This window comes from Mesorhizobium kamtschaticum (assembly GCF_056174585.1).
In genome coordinates, this window is record NZ_JBWBWI020000002.1 from 640,177 (window position 1) to 658,454 (window position 18,278).

The window sequence follows — 18,278 nt, forward strand, 5'->3', positions numbered from 1 at the left end:
CTATTTGTCTGGGCCATGTTGACGACGCACGTTTGTACAAGCCTTGCGGCATTTTCAATCATGCGGCATTGGCTGCCGCGAGCAACTCGCCTTTGCGCTGCCCGGGAAGAACTCCGACGTTATCGATAAGCCGCGTCCCGCCGAGCCAGGCGGCGACGATCAGGCGGGCCGGTCGATCCGCGGCGGAAAGCGGCGACAGGTCATGGTCTGCTCGTAGCTCGAGATACTCGACCTCGTCGTAACCGGCAGCGAGGATCGCTTGCCTGGCCTCGGGAAGCACAAGCTCCGCCGGCGCTCCCGCCGACAATCGCCCGGCCGAGGTGGAGAGGACTTCGGCGAGCCTTGGCGCTGCCAAGCGCTGTTCGGCCGAGAGCCTGACATTGCGCGACGACATCGCCAGGCCGTCAGCTTCACGTACCGTTGGACATGCTACAATCTCGATCGGAATCTCGAGATCGCGGACGAGCCGGCGAACCACGTGCAGTTGCTGGAAATCCTTCTCGCCGAAAAAGGCGAGATCAGCACGCGTCTGGAGAAAGAGCTTGGCGACGACGGTTGCCACGCCGTCGAAATGGCCGGGACGGAACGCGCCGCACAGGCCCCTGCTCACCCCACTCACCGAGATCGTAGTGGCGAAACCTTCCGGATACACGTCCGCTGCATTTGGCGCGTAGAGCAGATGAGCGCCGAGCGGCGCAAGCTTGGCGGCATCGTCATGCTCAGTGCGCGGATAGGCCGCGAGATCGGCCGCGCTGTTAAACTGTCTCGGGTTGACGAAGAGCGTCACGATAACCCGGTCGGCCTTGGCGAGCGCGGTTCGCACCAAGCTCAGATGGCCTTCATGCAAGGCACCCATAGTCGGCACGACAGCGACCTTCAGGCCATTCTGACGCCATCCGGCCACAGCCATGCGCAACTCGGCGACGGTTCGTGCGATCGGAATGGTCATCCGGCTTCTTCTCCATTCACGGACTTTGGCGCATCGCCGAAGACATGGTCGGATCCCGGAAAGCGGCGGTCGCGCACTTCCTGCGCATAGGCCGCAATCGCCTCCCCGGCGATCTCACCGAGTCCGGCATAGCGCTTGACGAATTTGGGCCGGAAGTCGCCGAAGGTGCCCGACATGTCGTCGACGACGAGAATCTGTCCGTCACAGGCTGCCCAGGCGCCGATACCGATCGTCGGGATCGCTACCTCTGCGGTGATCCGGGGGGCGAGCGCCTCGGGGACCTTCTCCAGCACCACCGCGAATGCCCCCGCTTCGCTCACGGCAAGCGCGTCGGCCCCGACGCGCTTCGCATCACCGCCTCTGCCCTGCACGCCGTAGCCGCCGATGGTATTGACCGCCTGTGGCGTCAAGCCGACATGGCCCATGACCGGCACGCCGCGTGCAGCCAGGAAGCGGATCGTCTCGGCCATTGCCACGCCACCTTCGAGCTTGACCGCCGCGCAGCCGGTTTCCGCCATGACGCGTGCAGCATTGCGAAAGGCCTGCTCGGGGCTTTCCTCGTAGGAGCCGAACGGCATGTCGACGATCATCAGCGCCTGCTCGAGGCCGCGTCGCACGGCCTGGCCGTGCATGATCATCATCTCAAGAGTCACGCCCAGCGTCGACGGCAAGCCGTGGAGCACCATGCCGACGCTGTCGCCGACGAGAACAGCGTCACAATGCCGATCAACCAGCTTTGCGATCGGCGTGGTATAGGCCGTCAGGCAGACGAGCGGCGTTCCGCCCTTCCGCGAACGAATATCCGGCGGTGTGATCGGCCTGGTGTTAGCAACCGCACTCAACAAGGACTCCTTCCCCAACGTTACCAACCATGGGTGCCGCGTTTGGCACATTTTTGTGCAGGTGCGAAGAGTTAAATTCGCGATGCGCGTGGTGTTGACGGGCCACAGTCATCGTCAGAATCAATCAAATCGGTTCAAGCTGCTTCAGCAGCGCACCTGCCAACCGGCCCAGGGATCATGGCCATCAGGCAAAGCCAACCAGGAAGGCAGATCGGGAGGCAAGGCGAACGACGTCAAAGCGGTCCTGATCGCCGTCGTGGTCGCCCTGACGAATGGTGAGCCAGGCATGCTTACCATCGGGCAGGCTAATGCTTCGCCATACAAGCGCGCTGGAGCCTGAGGGACTCATTGCTCAGTGCCCGATAAAGCGCTGCAGACGCAGGTTCCAGCGCGTTGGCTGCGGTCGGCAGGCAGAGGGACGACCGACGAGCGGACGTTCATCGAATGGCGAGTCATTTTGACGACGCCAAAGGCGACGATTGGGGCCCCATCGGTTCGAACCCGTGGCAGCAGACCCGTATTCGAGACTGCCTTTTTATGCGACTATCGAAGCACAAACATAGGACTGAAAACGTCTTTGCTCTCCGATCCAGACGTCAGCCTCGCGCCGAGGGACGGCGATCAGAAATCTCGGCGTTGAAGGTCTTGATTGGGGCCGTGTATGGACGGCTCTCTGTTAGCAAGGGTTCTATTTGAGCGCTCTGCAGTTGCTGGTTGGTGCGGCCATGTATCCGACCTCACATCCGGCGGGATGATATCCCAACCACTGTCCCGCATTCGGGACGGGAGAGCTCCAAAGGAACGGCACCACTCTGTGAAGACGGCACTGAAGCACCACGCCGGACAACGGCGTGGTTCCCTCGGTCACCGGGCTGCTTTGCCGTCGCAGAGCTGCCCGATCTCGATAATTATCATACGGCGGGCTTCATGGTCGCTCCCTCGGGTACGACACCATCGACGGCAAAGCGCCACAGAGCGATCAGCAACTTGCGACCGAGGGCGACCACTATGACCTTGCGGACGCGGCGGCCAGTAGAGCCGGTGCGTTCCCGGAACCAGGCGACCTGGGCAGCACCAGGCTGGTAGCGTTGCCAGAGCCAGGCCAGCTCCACCATCACCGTTCGAAGCCGCCGGTTCCCGGCCTTTCCGATCCCTTGCTCGCGTTCCACCCCACCACTGTTGTAAGGCGTCGCAGTAAGACCTGCATAAGATCCGAGCGCTTTGGCATTAGCGAAGCGACGGACGAAGGCCTCGCGGACCAATATTGTGGCACTCTGGACCCCTATACCGCGCAGACTGCAGAGCTGCTGGATCATCCGACTGGCATCATCCGAAGCGGGCACCTCCGCTACCGCATCGCGGTCGTGTTCCAGCGTGGCGATCTGATCGAGAACGAGCTCCGGCCGGCTCAGTAACCGTTCGATCTTGGCGAGGGCGTGAGGTGGGTCACCCAGACCGGTACGAAGGTCGGCCAGACGCCGCCGGCGGTTTTTCAGGAGCGGGTTGTAATCCTCGACGCCGAGCGTCGCGAGGACAGCACCGATCCGGTTGACAAGGCTGACACGTTCGGACACGAGCTCTGTTCGTTCGCGGACAGAGCGCCGTGCATCCTCATCGGCTTCGTCAGGGATCGGTACCATGGAGCAGACGCGCGGTTCGCCGCGAAGCCACGCCAGCAGCGTACGCAGGAGTAACTCGGCGTCGATCCCGTCCGACTTTGCGCGACGCATGCGACGATCGACGGGCACGCTGGAAGGTTGGATGACATGACCTCCACGCCTTTGGCAATCAGCCATCTGGCAAGCCAGAACCCGGACCATCCAGCTTCGTAGGTCGCAACCACCCGATCTACCGGGTGGCCGGCAGCAGCAGCACGAGCACGATAGCCATGGATTGCGGACTGAAGAGCAAGCTTATCTGGCTCAATGGCACGCTTCGCCTTGGTCTGCGGCAGGCCGGGCACCTGGGCGGCAAAACCCAGTTTTTGTTGCTTAGTTCGATAGCCAGCACGAGCGTACGATCGTATTGGACAACTTCTGCGCCGTTGAATGATTGCGACATGATCAGGCCTCCAGAGTTTGAAATGGGGCAGTCTAATCTGCCTGCGCCGCAAATCATGGGATCTGTAGGTGCGGCGCTTCACATATGCTGCTGGCCATAATGCCATTCGCGCGGCTCAGGTCCCGATCGAAAGCTCGCACTCGAAGGTGCACGGCCCAATTGGGTTCTCCTGATCGGGCGGTATCAACCGGCTTTTTGCATTAGCTCACCCCAAGACCCGCCCACGGGTCAGCTTCCTGCGGGCGACATGGCGTTCGTGCGTCCCGCTTTCGAAGTACCGCTCCATTGCGAGACGCCCAACGCTCCAGGCCCTCAAGGTCTCGCAGAAAGCGCTACGCACCGGCGAACTCGTGGATCGTGAAAGCCGCCAGGTCATCCGCAAAGCGATCGGTGGCTATCACGAGCTCGACGACGATCAGGCATGGCTTGAGCTCGGCCACGTTGACAAGCAACTGCGGCAGTTGCGCACCCAGCTTGAGCGAGGCCTAAGAGACAAGATCATCCAACGGGTCGACGGCTACCTCGACGTCCAGGACGGAGCGCTTGCCCGCTATCTCGAGAAGCTTCGCCAGCAATGCGTCGATGACCTCAGCGGATAAGGTTCAACAGCACCTGCTGGACCTCGATCCTAATGCAATAGAAGCCAAGGAGGGCGCCGGAAGACGTGCTGCTGCTTTCAACCTCCCCCATTGCACATGACATGGTTGCAGTGGCAGTAGCCGACACCGGCGCCGGTTTAGCGCCGGAGGGACGCGACCGCCTGTTCCCACCCTTCGTGACCACCAAATCCCCCGGCATGGAGATTGGTCTGTCGATCTGTCGGCGAATGGTCGAGTCGAGGGGGCCAGTTGTGGGCCGAGCACAACGCAGGAGGCGGGACAGCAACGCTGCAAAAAGCCGCGCCCGCTTGATTAGCATCAAGGACGAGCTGGAGAGCTAATCTATTCTTGTGGGCTGCTTGGCGCATAATGCGCCATTTCGAACCGCTGCAAAGGTATCTGCATGAGTAATATCAATCGGAACATGATTGCCGTTGTGGACGATGACGAGGACGCTCGGAAGGCGCTCAACTTTCTTCTCGATGCGCTCGGGCGGTCTGCGGAAGGCTTCTCTTCAGGCGCGGACCTCCTCAACGCTGAGCTGGAGAATTTTGACCATATTATCCTAGATCAGCATATGCCCAGGATGACCGGCTTGCAGCTAATGAGCATCCTCCGCTCGTCGCAAATCAATACTCCGGTCATGTTGATGAGCGGCAATCTGACCGACGAGGTGGTTGCGGCGGCCGAAGCCCTTGGCGCCAAAGTCACCGAGAAGCCACTGAGTCTGGAGGTCCTTGCCGCGTTCCTTGACAAGGAAGAAATGTAAGTTGCGCTAGCGAACAGTACGGCCCCTGGCAAGGGCAAGCAGCCGAGCGGATCGAGGCGGCCGGCGAGAAGGAACGAGCAGGCTGCTCCCACGGAACGGCTGGCAAAGACTGTCAAGCGTCGGGCCAACCGGGTGCACTGCCGTCGCATCTTCCTCGTGTCGAGATGGTTGTCGTGTTGCCTCACGTAATTTTGTTACCGGCTGCCTCACCAAGAATGTTACCCGCTCGCCAGACGTGTGGAATCTGAAGCGAGGTATGGCGCTGGGCCGCTGACCTTGCCGATGAGCCGCTGCACGGCTTGTTGTCGCCACGCCCTTAGTTCGGTCAGCTCGGCCTTGGAGGCATGGGCCTCAGATTCCTAACCTTCCCGTATTTGAAATACGCTAAAGTTAGAAATCATTGCCGTTTCAAGCCTGCCGTGTTACTTTCCCGTATGTGAGATACGCGAAAGTTAGAAAATGCCCCTGCACCTAGTTGGAGAGAACATCGACAAAACCCGCAGCCACTATCAGGCTGAGACGGGCAAACTCGTCCAGCTGATGCGCGGCATCTACGTCGATGCCGGGGAGGATATCGAGGCGACGGCACTCAAGCATGCCGTCCGCATCGCAAAATATCTCTACCCCAACGCCTACCTGTCAGCGGCGAGCGCTGTCCTTCTCGGGCCAACCCGCGACGGCCGCCTGTTCCTAAGCGGGCGGCGGATACAGCGCACGCGCATCCGCTTGCTCGAAATCATCCAGAACGCGGCTCCCGATCATCCATCTGTGGCCGCGGCGATTGTTGATGACGGCATGGGAGAATTCCGGATCGACGTTTCCTCAATGCGCCAACGCTTCCTCGAAGCCTTCCGTCTGCGCAGCGAGCACGCGGCATCCATCGACGAAACGATGCGCGAGACAATCGCGAACCGCCTCATCGAAGAGTACGGCAGCGCCCAGGGTGCGGCCGATGCCATATGGTCACTTGCCCGCGAAAATAAGTGGTATCGCGAAGGTGAGCATGCCGAGCGCTTCCTGCTCCGGCGTCCCGCGCCAGCGGAAGCAGCGCGCAACGAGGCCGCACTTGATTTGATTGTCGCATGGCACGGCGCGCCCCTGGGCAACCTAACTCATGACGGTTTTGAATGGCGCTGGAATCCCAACGATCAGGACGGCCCGCCGCTCGTCCGCCAGACAACGCCGGGTAAACTCCCGCCCTTCATTTTGTCGCTGCTGCCCGAAGGCTGGCTTGAGTCAGTCTTGAACGACCGCGACGAGCGCGCGATGCTGCGCTCGGGCAAGCGCTACATGTCGAACATCACGATCGTTGAGCGCGCGAACGATCTCGCCGCCCTGCCGCCTGACATACTGCTGACCCGGCTCAGTGGCTTCACTAAGAACTCTCTATTCACTGGCCAGTATGCCGGGCCGGGCCGCGGCGACCTGGAGCAAAGCTTCGAACGCAATCTCGCACAGATATTCGAGCGCACCGATACACCCCGCTTGTCGGGTGTCCAGATCAAAGCGCCAATGTTCCTCGATGCGGATGGCACCTTGTCGCCCAGCACCGGCAAACCCTTCACCCATATCCTCAAACCTGCTGGCACGAGCGGATTTGCGGCTCTGCCGGTTATTGAATGGCAGTCGCTCGCGTTGGGCCGCCGATCCGGTTTCACAACGGCCCCGACCGCACTCGTTCCCATGCCTGACGGGATGCCGCCCGCGCTCGTGGTTGAGCGGTTCGACATCAGGACGAGCCTTGATGACAAGCATCTTCTTGCGCTTGAGGATTTCTGTTCCGTGCTGGGTGTGCCCACCGAAGCAAAATACGACGGCACGATGGAGCGCATCGCGCGGGCTCTGAGACCTCTATCAACCGCCCCGGAAGAGGATGTTCTGCTTGTGCTGAAGCGATCCCTGTTCGCCTGGCTGATCGCCGATGGCGACATGCATCTTAAGAACATGGCGCTCCTCAAGATCGCAGAGCCGGGCAGCGCGCAATTCAGCTCGGTTCGCATGGCACCGCTCTACGATGCTGTCACGACCCGCGTGTTTCCACGTCTCGAAAGAGACCGGATGGCGCTCAAACTGAACGGCAAGGACGATCGTCTGCGCCGCGCCGACTTCATGACGTTCGCCAGCACTGCAGGCCTCAAGGCTGCCGAAGCAGACAACGCAATTGACGATCTTGTCGCCGCTCTTTCGCACGCACTCGATCACCTAGAATTGCCATCGCCTCTATCAGACGGGTCTCAAGGCGCGAAGATGGCGGAGCAAATGCGCGCGATTGTCCGCGAACGTATCGAAGGGTTTGCGTAGATGATCGATCTCACCGACGCGCCGGTCTCTGCCCTCCTTGAACTGCACGGCGATTTGTTGGCAGAGCTGCGGCGTCGTAAGATCGTGCGCAGTGCCAACAATCCAACCGGCGACTACGGAGAGCTCCTATTCTCCAGAGCCTTTGGGTGGACCCTCAACAGCAATTCTTCCGCCGATGCTGACGCCATCGATACCGAGGGGGTGCGCTATCAGATAAAGTGCCGCAAGCTTGAAACACTGGGCGGTTCCCGTCAGCTCGGATTTATCCGCCGACTCCCCGACAGACCTTTTGACCGGCTCGCGGCTGTCCTGCTCGATGGCAAGTTCCGTGTCACCAGGGCAGCCATCATTCCGTACGAAGTCGTCGAACCGCGCGCGACGTACGTCGATAGCGTCAAAGGCTGGAGGTTCATGCTGCGCGACACTGTCTGGGACATACCCGGCGTCATGGATGTTACGCCCGAATTGCGAGCGGCGGAGCAGGCGATCTGATGGCTGGCAGCGGCGCGACCCGTCCTACTGATCGCGTCCGAAATCGCTTTGCGCAAGGAACCCAAGGGATGCGTAGTCCGACATAGGGGCGGCCACGCAGTTCCTCGCGGATGTCATCGATGATCAGATCGAGATTGCAGCTCTTGCTGACGATGCGCGCAAGAGCCTCACGCGAAACGGGTTCGCTGGCGGCAAAAATGGTCGCCTCGACGCGATGCATCCACTCGCGCCAGCGAACCTCCGCCGGCAGATGATCCAACTCGCGGTCGACCAGCATTCGCTGGACATCTCGTTTTTCTCGTGTGCGTCGTGTCGGTTCCACCATTCGATCACAATCCGTAGATGCGGAAGGTCGGGCGGCCCGACAGTTCGCGCACGGCGCCAAACTCGAGCAGCCGGTCGAACAGCCGGCGCAACCCGCGATCGCTCATGCCGGTCTTGTTGTATCACCGCGCGAGGCGACGACGGCGTCATCGCCGAGAAGCGTCTCGATCACCGCGTCCGCACCTTTTGCCTGCAATTTTGGCGCAACAGTCAGCAGATGATCGGCGCGGCGGCCGAGCTCGGCGGCAAGATCCACCGCCTGCAGCGCCGCCCGCGCATAGGCGGCAAAAATGGGTTGGCGCGATGCCGGCTGCGCTTGCCGTTGGTCCGCTGGCGACAACCGATCGCTGGCTGTCGGCGGTGGCGGGTAGGCGCTCGAGCGTCGCGATGACATCGGCGGCCACGCCGACCGCGTTCGCGTGTGCGCCAGCAAGCCCTTTGATTTCATCGCCGAGACGCCCTGCCGTGTCCTCATCGAGGAAACTCCCCAGATCCGCGCCTATCTCGCCCAGCGCCGCTTCGCCAACCAAAGTCGCGACCGGACGCGAGGCCAGCCTGCGCTAGATCAGCAGCATGCGGCCGGCGGGCCCGAAATTATCGCCGGGGCGGGTGAGCAGCAGTGCGTCGCGCAACGCCGCTGCGTCTTCCATCCGGCCGGCGCGTTTTGCCGCTTCCGCCGCCGCCGCGGCGGCGGCAAAAGCGGCATCTTCAAGCGATTGCGGAGCGGCCGCCGCGGCGCGCAGCCAGGCCGGCACCGGAGCGACCGGCGCAACCGGGCCCGAGCTCGCGGTGACAAGCGGGGGATGGCGGATCAATTTCGGGCGGAGAATCATCGCCGAGAGCATGAATCGGCGCGGCGCTTTTGGCAGCGTACTTTAGCAGAAACCGCTGCGCCTGTCGTGCAACTGTTACGAACGATAATCTTGTTATCGGACGTATGGCGCTAGCCTGCCAAATCATGGAAGATTCCCCATGGAAACCCGCCAAAATCGACCTCTCGCCCGCCGACCATCCAGATGGCGATCTGCCCGATATCGTCGATCTGGTGCTGGAAATGGGGGCCCCACCCACCACCCCATGGGCGCCGGCGAATCTCGAAGCGCTCGTCGAGACGGCAACAGGCTACGCCAGGGCCGCCAGCTCCGAAAACACCCAAACCGCCTACGCCAAGGATTAGCGGCATTTTTCAGCCTGGTGCCGGCGCAACGGTTTCGAGCCCCTGCCCCCAGAGGTACAAACAATCGGCCTCTATATCAGCGCCTGTGCCTCAGGCAGCGCCGCCGGTGAGGCCCACCGGGGCTTGCTACCCCTTTCGGTCGCCACAATTGAACGCCGCCTGTCCGGCCACGCCTGGAACTTTACCCAGCGCGGTTTTGCGCTCGATCGATCCGATCGGCATATCGCCATGGTGCTTGCCGGCATTCGCAGAAAACACGCAAAGCCACCGCGGCAGAAGAAGCCGTGCTCGGCGACGATCTCCTGGCGATGATCGCGACGCTCGGCCATAATTTGCGCGGCCTGCGCGACCGCGCTATTTTGCTCCTGGGCTTCGCCGGCGGCCTGCGCCGCTCCGAAATCGTCGGCCTCGACGTCGTGCGAGACGACAAGAGTGACGGCGCCGGCTGGATCGAGATTTTTGCCGGACAAGGGCGTGCTGGTGACGCTGCGTGGGAAGACCGGCTGACGCGAGGTCGAGGTGGGCAGCGGCTCCAGCGATTTGTCTTGCCCCGTGGTGGCGCTGGAGACCTGGATCAGGCTGGGCCGCATTGCGCGAGGCCCGCTTTTCCGCCGCATCTTCAAGGACAACGAGACCGTCGACGTCGAGCGGTTGTCCAACAAGCAATCGCCCGCCTGGTCAAGCAAACGGCGCTCGCCGGTGGCGTCCGCGCCGATCTTTCGGAAGCGGAGCGCGCTGTTGTTCGCCGGACACTCTTCGCTGCGAGCAGGTCTCGCCTCTTCGGCCGAGATCGAGAAGCGCTACGTGCGGAAGTAACTCGCGCCTCGGCCGAGATGACCCGCAAATATCAGCGCCGGCGTGAGCGGTTCCGCACCAACCTCACCAAGGCTTCCGGGCTTTGAACGGCCCCCTAGGGCGAGATTTCTACTTCGCGTTTCAGTTGACATCGGGAGTTAAGGGCGACAGCGGCCTCGCTAATCTCCCCGAGACGCGGAGCCTACGCCTGGTCGGAGCAAGGTTTGCCCGTTCCAGCAAGAAGGTCTCACCCAACGTTCTGTGGCGAAGCCCGAAAGTTTTGCATCCGTTCGGAGATGTCGATCCCGATCTTCGACGGGTCCGGAAGGCGTGCCATCTTTACCTTCCCGTCCCGTGAGCGGAAACCCGACCCCGCGATGGTAGCGGACGGGTATTCCGTTCTGACACTTGGTGCCTTCATCGATGGCTACCTACAGAGCCGCAGCGACGACGGGTTGATATGCGCAGCCCCCTCCCACTGACGAGCTATCAGCTGGAATGCCTCGCATGGCTTCTGCAGGGCAAGACCAACGGCGATATGGCAGCACTTGGCAATGTCAGAAGACGGGCGGTCGAGTTCCCACTGCCGAACATCCGTCGGAAGCTCAACGTCATGACTACCTACCAGGCCCTCGACATCGCGATAAAGCGCAATTGGATCTAAGCTCGATTGCAGACCGCGGTGGCTTCTCGGGAAGTGTGAGCTAGAAGACAGACGTTCTGGTGATAGGTGCCTATGCCACCGAATCATGGAAACATTCGTCATTTGGAGACAAAATGGTCAAGGCTACCAGCTGGCGCGACCAAGGATTGCCAATCTTGATTGATTGTCGCCGAAAAGCACTGGACCAGCTCTCTCTGAGGCCCCCTGGGTAGGCATAGCCTCCGTCTTATCGTCTCACCGGGAGGGCCACAACATTTCCCTCGCCTGGCAGATCAAAAGCCATTGCCAGCAAGCGTGTCGTAGCCATCTCGACGATCAACTCTTCAATGGACCGATCGGGCAAACCAGTCTTGACCCGCTGGCGAACCAGCACGGTGAGTTGATAGACCGGAACCGGGCCAAAGGAGGATGATCATCGAGCAATTGACTAATCTCGATTACAAGGTCAGCATCGATATTCTTGGCAATTCTCGCATAGGCGATCCTTGATCAAATAAGGTGAACATAGACACGCGAGCAGTCTGAATGTGATTTATACATGCGACCGCCACGATCTGCGCCACCTGCCCCCTTTTAGTCCCAGCTATTGAACGCCAAGCCTTCGTCGCTTGCTTAAACTACCCGCCCCAACGCCCCTCCGAAGAATGCGTCTGGCTGGCAGGCGAGTCCAGAATCGAGATGGAGGAAAGTGGCTAGGCCTTTGCTTTCCGTATCCTTCCGATGGTCGGCCGCTGAAGCGGAGGCAGTCGCATGAAGATGGAGGTGAACCCGAAGAAATCCGTCGCTCGACGGTAATCTTGTCCCTTGCCGGGACGAGCAGCGGCAAACCCGCCAGGAGCTATGCAGCCCTTCCATCGGAGCGGACTGCGTTGCTGACATTGGGAGCCGCAGCGTCCGATGCCATGCTGTGGCGAGCACTGTTCGACCACGAAGAGAACGCTGAAACCGGCAGGAGGCAGCTCATTCGTCCAAGGGCCAGTAGGAATTTTATCTGGCGATCGACGTGTTGCTAGAACGATCCGCGAATGAAGGGCGTGAGCGGCTATTTAGGTTCTGGGACACTTCAGCACCGTAAGCTGGCCGCCGAGGAGCTGGGTGAAGGTCACCCTGCCGACCTGGTCGCGCTGCACCTCGATCCAGACGCTGTGCACGACATCGGCAAGGCTAGAAAACGGTTGACCCGGGCCCGCAATTAGAGAACGCTCCTGCGGTTGTCCCGTTCCCCGCCACGACGGGGGCGAATCTCCTCCATCCCCCGCGCGAAGGTTGTCCAACGTTGGTGACGCGCGCTGGATTGCGGTTTATACGCCCTCTATCCTTTGAGCGCCGAGGAAGGGATTATCAAGCATACGAATGCGAGACACTCATGCACCCGCACGACGCCACCGACATCCGCTATCGACACGGCTGCTTGATTTCTCGAACAAGATAATGGGGGCCGACAGTTGCTCCATCCACGCCGCCCCGCGACTTGCTTGGAGCCAATCGGCCCAATTGAGCTTGGACCTTCGACCATTGCTCACCTGCCTCCCCTTCGACGGGCGGCCCTTGCCTCTGTCTCACATGGCCAGATTGTCCCTCCCCGGTCTCGCCGGCGGGAACCAAACGCACTGCCCTGCGCTGCCGGCAAACTGCAATCTTTGGCTGCTGACGACCGTGATTTACTGCCGTAAAAACTGATCCTTATGGCAGAGAAAACATACATTTAGATGGGAGAGCGGAAACCTCCTAGTTTCGGCTAATGGGTACGGATTATGTTATACCAGCATCAACCGGCAGCAAAGGGGCCGACCCGCATCGTTAACGTTCTTTTAACCTAAAACTTCTTGCGGGGGTTGGCCGAATCGGAGCTTAATGGCGGTTGTTGAATAGTTTCATCGCAAAAAGCGCCAATTCAGGTTCCGACGAGAATGAACATCGCCATGCGGCTACCACGCTTTGAGTTCGAAGACAAAATTCTCGAGCAGGGTGCCGAGATATCGCGACGCCTCAACCAGCTTCGCATGGAGAAGTTCCCACCTAACGCGACGAAGACGCTACGCTCTTTTTCGATGGCTGAGGTGGCCCACTATCTTGGTGTGTCGCAAAACAATTTGAAGCGCCTTCATCTTGAGGGCAAAGGGCCGCTGCCCGATCAAGTCCCCTCCGGCCGGCGATCTTACACGGCCGAGCAAATGCTTGAGCTGCGCCGTTTCCTTGACCGCCACGGCCGGACCGAGGTGAAAAAGTACGTCCCCCACCGCAAGCCCGGCGACAAGCTCCAGGTGGTTGCTGTCGTCAACTTCAAGGGCGGAAGCGGCAAGACAACGACCGCCGCCCACCTCGCCCAGCACCTGGCGCTGACCGGTCACCGTGTCCTTGCAATCGATCTCGACCCGCAAGCCTCGCTCTCCGCGCTCCATGGCTTTCAGCCGGAACTCGATCGCAACCTCTCTCTGTATGAGGCGATCCGCTACGATGATGAGCGCAAGCCGATCTCCGAGGTGATCGTGCCGACGAATTTCCCTGGCCTGGATATCATTCCGGCCAATCTCGAGCTGCAGGAGTATGAGTACGACACGCCGCTCGCCATGCAGGACAAATCGTCCAATGCCGGCCGCCAGTTTTTCACCAGGATCGCAAAGGCGCTGTCAGAAGTAGACAGCCGTTATGACGTCGTCGTTGTCGATTGCCCGCCGCAGCTTGGCTATCTCACCTTGACGGCGATGTCGGCGGCGACATCCGTTCTCATCACCGTTCACCCGCAGATGCTCGACTTGATGTCGATGAGCCAGTTTCTGCTGATGCTCGGCGGCATCTTGAAGACCATCAAAGCGGCCGGCGCATCGATACAGCTGGATTGGTTTCGCTATCTGATCACGCGCTACGAACCGACAGACATTCCGCAGGCGCAGATGGTCGGCTTCATGCAATCGATGCTTGCTGGCCAGATCCTCGAAAATCCCATGCTCAAGTCGACGGCGATTTCGGACGCGGGCCTGACGAAACAGACGCTCTACGAGGTGGAGAAATCGTCTTTTACCCGTTCAACCTACGACCGGGCGCTCGAATCGCTGGACGCGGTGAACTCGGAGATCGCGACATTAGTCCATCGCGCATGGGGACGGTCATGACGGCTTTTACGGCAGTAAAAAGTGACAAGTTTGCTCGTGAAATCAGTCGACTAACCGAGAATGGGAGCGATTGAATGGCGCGCAAGGACATATTCGGCAGTGTTATGGGCCCAGCGACTGGAGTCGCGAATAACCAGGATGTATCGGGGTATGCCGTTCGCGGCGCATCACGGTCGATTATACAGTCGTTCGAGGAGCTCTCGAAGAGTTCTGTCGTCGATCTCGATCCGGCATTGGTCGACACGTCATTCGTCTCTGACCGCATGGCCGGTGACGATGAGGCCTTTCAGGAGTTGCTGGTGGCGATTCGTGACCGAGGACAGGATTCCCCTGTACTGGTCAGACCTCATCCGGAGATTTCCGGTCGGTTTCAGACCGTCTTTGGCCACAGGCGCGTCAGGGTCGCCCGCCAACTGGGCAGGCCTGTCCGTGCTGTCGTCAAGAAGATGGGCGATGAGGACCATGTCATCGCCCAGGGTCAAGAGAATGCTGCCAGGTCTGATTTGTCCTTCATCGAGCGGACGCTTTTCGCGGAGCGCATTCTCAAGCGGGGCCATTCGCCGGATACGGTGAAGTCGGCTCTTGCACTCGATGATACGACCTTCTCGAAGATGCGCTCCGTTACCAGCAGCATTCCTGAGCAGGTCATTCTGGCAGTCGGCGCCGCCAAGGGCGTTGGCCGGGATCGCTGGTGGCAACTTGCCAAACTGTTGGAGCATCCTGGGGCTGCAGCCAGGGCGACAGAGTATGTGGAAAGCGCGGATTTTGCCCAACCGGGGAGTGATGGCCGTTTCGCCCATCTCTTCGACTATCTGAGTGGCCCGGTGAAACGCCCGCCGGCGCCATCAAAGTCTCAGCAAAAGTCGTGGATCCCCCGGGACAAATCGGTCCGGGCCAACATCACCGACACTGGAAAAGTGTTTACGCTTGCCTTGAAATCCAAGGAAGCATCACCCTTCGGCGCATTCATTGCCGGCAAGCTCGACGAGCTTTTCGAGGCTTTTCGGGAATCGGAAATTGCGAAGAAAGCAGGAGACTAAAACCGCAAAAGAAAAAGGCCCCCGAACGTCACCGTCGCGGAAGCCCTTCTCATGTCTCTAGCAAGCTGAGAATCGCACTTCCCCGAATCACTGTCAAGAGTCGTGGCGCCGTTTCGGCGAGCAGAGTTCTTTTGCCTGATTGAAAGGTGAGGGAAATGAAGAGTGGGTACGCGACGACGCCCTTCGGGCGGCGGCCGATGACGCTTGCCCTGGTGCAAGCGAATACGGCATCGCGGGAGATCCCGAAAGGATCTCTCGTCGAGAAGTGGCAGGTCTATCGTTGGCTCTGTGAGGGAAAGTCGGCTCTCGGCGTGGGAGACCGCGCGCTGGCGGTGCTGAGCGGCCTGTTGACGTTCTACCCAGACGACCAGATCAGCGAGGAAAACGGCCTGATGGTCTTTCCGTCGAACGCTCAGCTGTCGTTGCGCGCACACGGCATGGCCGATTCCACATTGCGCAGGAACTTGGCGGAGTTGGTCAATTGCGGTCTGATCATCCGCCGCGATAGCCCCAATGGCAAAAGGTTCGCTCGCAAGGGGCAGGGCGGGGCTGTCGTGGAAGCGTTCGGGTTCTCGTTGGCGCCCCTTTTGACACGGGCCGCGGAGTTTCAGCTGGCGGCCGAGCAGGTCCGCGCCGACTCTAGGGCGCTGAAATTGATGCGTGAGCGGGTCACGCTCCATCGCCGTGACATCCATAAGCTTGTCGAGGCTGCGATCGAGGAGGCCGTTCCTGGCGACTGGGGAGCCATCTGGAGGCGTTTCCGAACCATCGTGGGGGCCATTCCCCGCCGAGCCGGCCTATCTGACCTGGAGGGCTTCGTTGCGGAGCTGACCGCATTGCACGATGAAGTGGACAGGATGCTGGAAAGCTTCACAAAGTCCAGGAATCCTAGCGGCAATGAGTCCCAAAATGAGCGGCAGCAATCTGATTCAAACACAGACTCCACTTTTGTATTTGAACCGGCTTTCGAAAAAAGCAGGGCGGCGGTCGAGCCAACATCTGTTTCGGCCGAGAAACCGAAAGGCTACCCGATAGGACTTGTGCTGAGAGCGTGCCCCGAAATTGCGGACTATGCCGTCAACGGGATCGGAAATTGGCGCGACTTGATGATGACCGCTGCCCAGGTGCGGGGGTACCTTGGCGTTTCGCCCTCAGCGTATGAGGAGGCCTGCCATGTGATGGGCCAGGAAGTTGCCGCGATCGTGATCGCCTGCATCCTGCAAAGAGCGCAACATATCAACTCGGCAGGCGGCTATCTGCGGGTGCTGACCGAAAAGGCGAGGGAAGGGCAGTTTTCTGTCGGACCGATGCTCATGGCGGCGCTGAAGGCCAATGGCTCGATAGCAAGGATGACCGGATAGTATGGGGGTCATCCACGATTGTGCATATGTCGTGGGCATCGACACGTCGTTTAATCATGTCGATAGAATACCAATTTGTCGACATGTGGCCGAACTGCTTCTGTACATAGCGGGGCGGAGCGCGGGGGATCTGCTATTGGTACAGTGACGATGCCCCGATTTATGCCCTTTTGGCCGACGGCAAGAACGAAAAGACGGATTTGAAGCCGGAAGAGGCTAAGGCGGTTGCAGCATTTGCAAAGGCGATCAAGGCTGCAAACAGGAGCAGGACATGAGCGAGATGACGAAATTCGGTGCGGATCTGATCCAGGCCATGTCTGAAGCATTGGCTCATGCGCAGGGCAAGAATGTTCCCGGCGTTCGCGTGAGCGCTGTTGATGTCGGCACAGTTGATGCGAAGGCAATCCGCAAGCAGCTTGACCTCACTCAGGATGAAATGGCGACTGTGCACGGTACAAGTCCTTCCGGCTACAAAAAATGGGAGCAAGGAAAGCGGCAACCCAGTGGTGCTGCTCGAACCTTGCGTCGGATCATGGAGAAAGAGCCCGAAGCCGTCTTGCGGGCTCTGTCAATCGACAAGTCTGCCGAGGAAATTCAAACCGCCGCGGCGCCTCACTGAAAATTGGGCAGGGGAGGGGTTTTATCGCCGTTTACAGTCCTGATGCCTTGGTGAGATTAACACGAAAACGGTCGCGCCGGCGCTGATAGCGGCGGGTCATTTCGGCGGAGGCATGGCCGAGTTGTTTCTGCACATAGCGCTCATCGACCTCGGCCGAGGAGGCAAGGCCGGCGCGCAGCGAATGCCCCGAGAATTTTGCCCCACGCTCCCCTTCGGCCAGGTCGCCGCGAACACCGGCAGCCAGTGCAGCGCGCTTGACCAGCCGCGCGACCTCCTGGGGGTTGAGGCGCTCGGCGCCAACGGCCTTGCCTTGACCGGTGACGCGCCGAAACAAAGGGCCATGGCCAATCCGCGCCAGTTTCAGCCAGGTCTGCAGAGCGACTACCGGACATGTGGCATCGGCGGAACCGCGGCCGATCTCCACCTCGCGCCAGCCAGTTTTGCCGCGTATGTTGACCAAAATTCCTTTGTCCAAAATCTCGACCCAACCCGAAGACTCCTCGGTCTGATCGCGCGAAAAATCCAGGCCGACGATTTCCGAGCGCCGCAGCCCGCCGGCGAAGCCCAGAAGCAGCATGGCGCGGTCGCGCAGGCCGCGCAGCGCGCCGCGGTCAAGGGTCTCGAGCATGGCGATCAGGTCTTCCGGCAGAATGGCTTCTTTCTGCCGGGGCGGGGAGGCGTGGCTGTTGCGAATGCCGGCCAGCACGGTGGCGATATGCCGGTCCTTTCTGTCCAGCGGCTGGCCACGCTGAGAAAAATTCCAGGTCAGCGAAGAGAGACGTCGCTCGATTGTCGAAACGGCGTTCGGTTTCTTATCGCCCGTTACCTTACCGGACGCGCAGGCCGTAATGTAAAGGCCGACGAGCTGCGGATCGGGCGGCAACACATCGAGATGCTGGCGGCGCGCCCAGGCGCAAAAATGCTTCCAGTCGGCGGCGTAGGCGCGCCGGGTGTTGGCTGAGCTTGCCGCCTCGACGTAATCGCGAGCGCGCTCGGCGAGCGCGTCGAGATGTGCCGGCTGGCGGGGATTGGCGACGGCCGGAAGGGGTGGGGAGGGGGCTTCGGTTGACGGTTCCTCCGGTGCGCGTCCCATCTCCATGACCACATCGATGATGTCGGGAAGATCGCTCTCTTCGGAAGTAGCTGCTGAAACTTGACCTTCGTCAGCCATC

Annotated in this window: 18 protein-coding genes and 3 pseudogenes; 13 read left to right on the top strand and 8 right to left on the bottom strand. The window is 60.4% G+C overall.

Annotated features, from left to right (window positions below):
- Window positions 1-58: 58 nt before the first annotated feature.
- Window positions 59-949 carry a pantoate--beta-alanine ligase gene (panC, locus tag AC0V7N_RS38795; RefSeq protein ID WP_496628178.1) on the bottom strand — a complete coding sequence of 297 codons (891 nt, stop codon included), beginning with the start codon at window positions 947-949 and terminating at the stop codon, window positions 59-61.
- Window positions 946-1,791 carry a 3-methyl-2-oxobutanoate hydroxymethyltransferase gene (gene panB / locus AC0V7N_RS38800; protein WP_496628179.1) on the bottom strand — a complete coding sequence of 282 codons (846 nt, stop codon included), beginning with the start codon at window positions 1,789-1,791 and terminating at the stop codon, window positions 946-948. Before panB ends, panC begins: the two co-directional genes overlap by 4 nt.
- Between panB and AC0V7N_RS38805 the strand changes: the two genes are divergently transcribed.
- Window positions 1,772-2,131: a hypothetical protein gene (locus AC0V7N_RS38805; RefSeq protein WP_496628180.1), complete on the top strand. Its 360-nt coding sequence runs from the start codon at window positions 1,772-1,774 to the stop codon at window positions 2,129-2,131. The two genes, panB and AC0V7N_RS38805, sit on opposite strands and share 20 nt — an antisense overlap.
- A gap of 571 nt (window positions 2,132-2,702) precedes the next feature.
- Here the strand turns inward: AC0V7N_RS38805 and AC0V7N_RS38810 are convergent.
- Window positions 2,703-3,852, bottom strand: a pseudogene (locus tag AC0V7N_RS38810) (IS110 family RNA-guided transposase).
- 350 nt (window positions 3,853-4,202) lie between these two features.
- Here AC0V7N_RS38810 and AC0V7N_RS38815 point away from each other — a divergent pair.
- From AC0V7N_RS38815 to AC0V7N_RS38835, 5 genes are all read left to right on the top strand, one after another.
- Window positions 4,203-4,451, top strand: coding sequence for a hypothetical protein (locus AC0V7N_RS38815; protein WP_496628181.1), 249 nt, complete (start codon window positions 4,203-4,205; stop codon window positions 4,449-4,451).
- Window positions 4,452-4,552: 101 nt separating this feature from the next.
- Window positions 4,553-4,792 carry an ATP-binding protein gene (locus tag AC0V7N_RS38820; protein WP_496628450.1) on the top strand — a complete coding sequence of 80 codons (240 nt, stop codon included), beginning with the start codon at window positions 4,553-4,555 and terminating at the stop codon, window positions 4,790-4,792.
- A 62-nt stretch (window positions 4,793-4,854) separates the two neighbouring features.
- Window positions 4,855-5,220, top strand: a complete 366-nt coding sequence (locus AC0V7N_RS38825) for a response regulator (protein ID WP_258581075.1) — start codon at window positions 4,855-4,857, stop codon at window positions 5,218-5,220.
- Between the two features lie 459 nt (window positions 5,221-5,679).
- The gene (locus AC0V7N_RS38830; RefSeq protein ID WP_496628182.1) at window positions 5,680-7,521 is read left to right on the top strand and encodes a HipA domain-containing protein; all 1,842 of its coding nucleotides are present in this window, start codon (window positions 5,680-5,682) and stop codon (window positions 7,519-7,521) included.
- On the top strand, window positions 7,522-8,013 hold the full coding sequence (locus AC0V7N_RS38835; protein ID WP_496628183.1) for a hypothetical protein: 492 nt from the start codon (window positions 7,522-7,524) through the stop codon (window positions 8,011-8,013).
- Between the two features lie 82 nt (window positions 8,014-8,095).
- Here AC0V7N_RS38835 and AC0V7N_RS38840 read toward each other — a convergent pair.
- The 4 genes and pseudogenes from AC0V7N_RS38840 to AC0V7N_RS38855 all read right to left on the bottom strand — a co-directional run.
- Window positions 8,096-8,338 (bottom strand): annotated as a pseudogene (locus tag AC0V7N_RS38840) (SMC-Scp complex subunit ScpB); the annotation flags it as partial.
- A gap of 4 nt (window positions 8,339-8,342) precedes the next feature.
- Window positions 8,343-8,444, bottom strand: coding sequence for a DUF1403 family protein (locus AC0V7N_RS38845; RefSeq protein ID WP_258599832.1), 102 nt, complete (start codon window positions 8,442-8,444; stop codon window positions 8,343-8,345).
- Window positions 8,441-8,812, bottom strand: coding sequence for a DUF1403 family protein (locus AC0V7N_RS38850; protein ID WP_496628184.1), 372 nt, complete (start codon window positions 8,810-8,812; stop codon window positions 8,441-8,443). Before AC0V7N_RS38850 ends, AC0V7N_RS38845 begins: the two co-directional genes overlap by 4 nt.
- Before the next feature lie 85 nt (window positions 8,813-8,897).
- A complete protein-coding gene (locus AC0V7N_RS38855) occupies window positions 8,898-9,182 on the bottom strand; it encodes a DUF1403 family protein (protein ID WP_496628185.1) in 285 nt (94 codons plus the stop codon).
- Between the two features lie 113 nt (window positions 9,183-9,295).
- Here AC0V7N_RS38855 and AC0V7N_RS38860 point away from each other — a divergent pair.
- The 7 genes and pseudogenes from AC0V7N_RS38860 (at window position 9,296) to AC0V7N_RS38890 (ending at window position 17,106) form a co-directional block, all read left to right on the top strand.
- Window positions 9,296-10,416: pseudogene (locus AC0V7N_RS38860) on the top strand (site-specific integrase).
- 353 nt (window positions 10,417-10,769) lie between these two features.
- Window positions 10,770-10,973 (top strand): LuxR C-terminal-related transcriptional regulator, encoded by a 204-nt coding sequence (locus tag AC0V7N_RS38865; RefSeq protein WP_496628186.1) that lies wholly within the window; start codon window positions 10,770-10,772, stop codon window positions 10,971-10,973.
- A 1,025-nt stretch (window positions 10,974-11,998) separates the two neighbouring features.
- Window positions 11,999-12,169, top strand: coding sequence for a hypothetical protein (locus tag AC0V7N_RS38870; protein ID WP_496628187.1), 171 nt, complete (start codon window positions 11,999-12,001; stop codon window positions 12,167-12,169).
- 714 nt (window positions 12,170-12,883) lie between these two features.
- Window positions 12,884-14,086, top strand: a complete 1,203-nt coding sequence (gene repA / locus AC0V7N_RS38875) for a plasmid partitioning protein RepA (RefSeq protein WP_496628188.1) — start codon at window positions 12,884-12,886, stop codon at window positions 14,084-14,086.
- 74 nt (window positions 14,087-14,160) lie between these two features.
- Window positions 14,161-15,126 (top strand): plasmid partitioning protein RepB, encoded by a 966-nt coding sequence (gene repB, locus AC0V7N_RS38880; RefSeq protein ID WP_258581084.1) that lies wholly within the window; start codon window positions 14,161-14,163, stop codon window positions 15,124-15,126.
- Between the two features lie 155 nt (window positions 15,127-15,281).
- Entirely contained in the window at window positions 15,282-16,487 is a 1,206-nt protein-coding gene (repC, locus tag AC0V7N_RS38885; RefSeq protein WP_496628189.1) for a plasmid replication protein RepC, read from the top strand.
- A gap of 271 nt (window positions 16,488-16,758) precedes the next feature.
- Window positions 16,759-17,106, top strand: a complete 348-nt coding sequence (locus AC0V7N_RS38890) for a helix-turn-helix domain-containing protein (protein WP_258581086.1) — start codon at window positions 16,759-16,761, stop codon at window positions 17,104-17,106.
- 31 nt (window positions 17,107-17,137) lie between these two features.
- Here AC0V7N_RS38890 and AC0V7N_RS38895 read toward each other — a convergent pair whose 3' ends face one another.
- Window positions 17,138-18,277 (bottom strand): tyrosine-type recombinase/integrase, encoded by a 1,140-nt coding sequence (locus tag AC0V7N_RS38895; RefSeq protein ID WP_496628190.1) that lies wholly within the window; start codon window positions 18,275-18,277, stop codon window positions 17,138-17,140.
- Window position 18,278: the final 1 nt, after the last annotated feature.